This is a genomic window from Jidongwangia harbinensis, from assembly GCF_020216025.1.
GTDB lineage: Bacteria > Actinomycetota > Actinomycetes > Mycobacteriales > Micromonosporaceae > Actinoplanes > Actinoplanes harbinensis.
This window is the reverse complement of sequence record NZ_JAIWNC010000113.1, coordinates 1-1022: the sequence shown is the minus strand read 5'-3', so window position 1 is coordinate 1022 and position 1022 is coordinate 1. Positions and strand designations below refer to the sequence as shown.

The 1022-nt window shown below is 70.1% G+C and carries 1 protein-coding gene; it reads right to left on the bottom strand.

Features of this window, described 5'->3' with window-relative positions; all coding sequences use genetic code 11:
- On the bottom strand, positions 1-1022 hold a 1022-nt coding region (locus LDL48_RS43215), incomplete at both ends, for an AMP-binding protein (protein ID WP_225261009.1).

Genomic DNA, 1022 nt, shown 5'->3' with positions numbered 1-1022 from the left:
GGCCGGCCGATCGGGACCGGACCCGACGCCACCGGCGCTCCCGGCTCGATCCGGTACTCCATGCAGTTGACCGTGGCCTCGGTCGGACCGTAAGCGTTGATCACCAGAGCGTCCGGGTGACGCACCCGCCACCGCTGCACCGCCTCACCCAGCAGCTGCTCACCACCCAGGATCAACGTCTGCGACGGCGACGCACTGTCCGGCAACGACTCCAGCACCGTGAGATGACTCGGCGTCGCCTTCAGGAACGTCGGCCGCGGCACATCACCACTCAGCTCGGAAAGGTAGACGCAACCGCCCGAGACCAGCGGCGTGTACAACGCCGTCACGGTCAGGTCGAACGCCACCGACGAATGCACCAGCGCCGAACCCGCCGCCGCCGGATACGCACCACGGGAACGGGTCAGATACGCACCCACCGCACCGTGCGGAACCAGCACACCCTTCGGCCGACCGGTCGAGCCCGACGTGTAGATCACGTAGGCGGTCTGCCCGGCGTGCAGCCGCGGCAACACCGTCTCCGCGCCACCCACCTGATCCACCGACGACAACACCAGCACCGGATCGGCGTCCTCCAGCACATACCGCACCCGCTCCGCCGGATAATCCGCGTCCACCGGCACATACGCACCACCGGCCCGCCACACCGCCAGCAACGCCACCACCAGATCCACCGACCGCGGCACCATCACCGCCACCCGCGAATCCGCACCCACACCCTGCTCGACCAACCACCGCGCCAGGCCATCCACCCGCGCCGACAACTGCTCGTACGACAACACCACATCCCCGGCAGCAACCGCCGGCGCCTGCGGAGTCCGCTCCACCTGCCGCCGGAACAAATCCGGCGCCAACACAACCGGCTCCGCCACCGGCCCGGTGCCCGCCTCCAACATCCGCGACCGCTCGGTGTCGCCGAGCAGATCGACCCGGGCCAGCGGGGCGTCCGGATCGGCGACCACGGCGGCCAGCAGGCGGAGCAGGCGGTGGGTGATGCCTTCGACGGTGCCGCGGTCGAACAG